Below are 2,785 nucleotides of genomic sequence, written 5' to 3'. Positions count from 1 at the left end.
TTTTATTAAGAAAAAAATTAAACGCATTTGTCATTTAATTAGTGCACAAGCAATGTAAGTAAATCCCTACTATTAGTTATTAGTGAGATAGTTTTTATACAAACAACTAATTTATCCAAAAAATAGGCGAGAAAAATTAGAAATGTGCTTTTTTAGGGGTAAAGCTTTTGTTAGTCAAAGTTTTAAAATGATATGACAAATGAAAGTTTTTAATCATTTTCTTCCAATAAAATATGGCAAATGTTATGTTTTTTAGATTTTTTTCTTATAAAAAGAAAAAATTGTTTTATACTATGGGAAATTTAAGGGTCTAACACAGTTCTTAAAAGATACAGTTAAAAATTAATTTTTGATTGGATTTTTGAAAATAGTAATGATGATTATTTTATGTTTCAAAAGTGTTCATGCTCTTAAATCTTTTGAAAAAATTAAAATAAATAGTATTTGTAAGCATAGCTTTAAGCTATGATTCCAGATATTTAATCTCTAGTTGCTATTTTACTTTTAGCTCTTAAAATAGTTTTTGTTTGTTTTGAATAATTTTGTGACCATTTTTAAAGGGTGTACATGGCAACTAAATTTTTACTCAAAGCTGTTTTAACAGCAACAGCATTAGGTTTAGCTTTAACTGGTTTAACATCTTGTAAACCTGAAACTGCACAAACCACTCCTGCTTCACAAACTCAAGAAGCTGCACAGCAAAAACCAACTCGTTATATTGTTCTTCACGTAAATGATACTCATGGTCGTTTCTGGGAAGATAACCGTGGGCAAGGTGGTTTTGCTTACATTAAAACTATCGTTGATAATGTACGTAAAGAAGCAGCAGCTAAAGGTGAGCCAGTAGTTGTGTTACATGCTGGAGATTTTAATACTGGAGTTCCTGAATCTGATTTACAATTTGCAGAACCTGATATCCGTGGGATGAACCTCATTGGTTTTGATGCAGTTGTAGTGGGTAACCATGAGTTTGATGTAACTGAAGATAAAATGAAGTTACAAAAAGATTGGTTACAAGCTCCATTATTATCAGCTAATATCGATTACGTTGGTGCTGATGGCAAACCAGTTCCTTTCTATCAACCATACGCTTATTTTAATAAAGATGGTTTAAGTTTCTTAGTGGTAGGGACAACTACTCCATCAACTAAAGTACAATCAAACCCTGTACATACAAAAAACTTTAACTTCACTGATCCTGCTCAAGCTTTCTTAGCGGCACAACAAGATGCTGAAGCGAAAAATGGTAAAGCTGATGTAGTAATCTCATTAAGCCACTTAGGATATTATCCTAATGGTAATCATGGGGTTCAACCTTATGGTGATTATGTTTTAGCACAAAAATTACCACAAGATTCTGTAGCTTTATTTGTGTCAGGTCACACTCACGTAATCGCTTGTGTGGATGATCAAGGGGAGTTAGTAAATTATAAACCAGGTGATGCTTGTAAAGTTCCTTATTCAAATGGAGCACCTATTGTTCAAGCTGGTTACTGGGGACGTTATGTAGGTAAAGCTGAATTTGAAATCAAAGACGGTAAATCTACTTTAGTAAGCTACGAATTAATTCCAGTTAACTTAAAAAATCGCTTAAAAGATGCTCAAGGTAAAACTTATTATGAAGATGCAGCAACTCCAGTTGTAGCAAACCAAGAAGTTTATGATGCCTTAAAAGTTTACCAAGATAAAGGTGACCAAGCATTAAAAATTAAAGTAGGTAATTTAACTGAAGAATTAACAACTTCACGTGGTGAGTTAACTAAATTAGGTTATTTAGCAGCTGAAGCGCAAAGAACTATCGCTCAAGGTGATTTTGCAATTATCAACTCTGGTGGTCTTCGTGCGGCTTTACCTGCAGGTGATATTACTTATCGTGATATTTTAGTTGTACAACCATTTGCTAATACTTTAACTACTGTAGATTTAACTTCTAAAGAAGTGGTTGATTACTTAACTAAAGTAGCTGGTATTCAAGGTGGTGGTTTCCCACAATATGCTGGAGTTACATTTGACTATAATCCTGAAACAGGAGTAGTAAGTAATGTTAAAATTAATAACCAACCTTTAGCTGATGACAAAACTTATAAACTTGTAGTTTTAAGCTTCTTAGCTAATGGTGGTGATAATTATCCTGTAATTGTAAATAACCCTACTTATGTAGATACAGGTTATAATGACGCTAAAGCATTTGTTGAATACTTTGCAAGAAATCCTGTAGTTGATGTTGCTAAACTTCCACTTCAAGGTCCAACTCTTGTAAAATAATTAAGTATTAGATAGATAAAAGACAGTCTCAGGACTGTCTTTTATAAATTTTATGAAAGAAAAGATTTAGTTTAATTGCGATCATAAAGAATGAAAATTTGCTCAAGATAATTTTGTGCAAAAAAAATGACAGTCTTTAAAGACTGTCTAGTAAAAATAAGGAGTAAAATATGATAAAATTAAAACTTACTAATAAAAAAAAGAGATAAAATATAAACTGTAATAAACTTAAAAAAGTAATTTTTAATAATAAAATTATTTTTCTAAGGTTATTTTAAATCTCTACGAAAAAATGGTGCCCGGGGCGAGACTTGAACTCGCACGAAGTTGCCCTCGAGGGATTTTAAATCCCTTGCGTCTACCGATTCCGCCACCCGGGCGTAGAGATAAAAGTTTTTGTTTAGCTTTTGTTTGATCTGCTTAGTAGAATAAATGGTGCCCGGGGCGAGACTTGAACTCGCACGAAGTTGCCCTCGAGGGATTTTAAATCCCTTGCGTCTACCGATTCCGCCACCCGGGC

Annotated in this window: 1 protein-coding gene and 2 tRNA genes; 1 reads left to right on the top strand and 2 read right to left on the bottom strand. The window is 32.9% G+C overall.

Annotation, left to right across the window (positions count from 1 at the left end):
• Nucleotides 1-567 precede the first annotated feature (567 nt).
• On the top strand, nt 568-2,265 hold the full coding sequence (locus tag CKF59_RS07080; RefSeq protein WP_119535234.1) for a 5'-nucleotidase C-terminal domain-containing protein: 1,698 nt from the start codon (nt 568-570) through the stop codon (nt 2,263-2,265).
• A gap of 293 nt (nt 2,266-2,558) precedes the next feature.
• Here CKF59_RS07080 and CKF59_RS07075 read toward each other — a convergent pair.
• Both CKF59_RS07075 and CKF59_RS07070 read right to left on the bottom strand, forming a co-directional pair.
• Nucleotides 2,559-2,645: transfer RNA gene (locus CKF59_RS07075), tRNA-Leu, on the bottom strand.
• 53 nt (nt 2,646-2,698) lie between these two features.
• Nucleotides 2,699-2,785, bottom strand: a tRNA-Leu gene (locus tag CKF59_RS07070).

The organism is Psittacicella gerlachiana (assembly GCF_003585965.1).
GTDB lineage: Bacteria > Pseudomonadota > Gammaproteobacteria > Enterobacterales > Psittacicellaceae > Psittacicella > Psittacicella gerlachiana.
Note: the sequence above shows the minus strand (reverse complement) of the source record. Positions and strands in the feature narration are given on the sequence as shown.

Coding starts and splice junctions, on each gene's coding strand:
- CKF59_RS07080 (WP_119535234.1), top strand. CDS start 568: ATGGCAACTAAATTTTTACTCAAAGCTGTTTTAACAGCAACAGCATTA.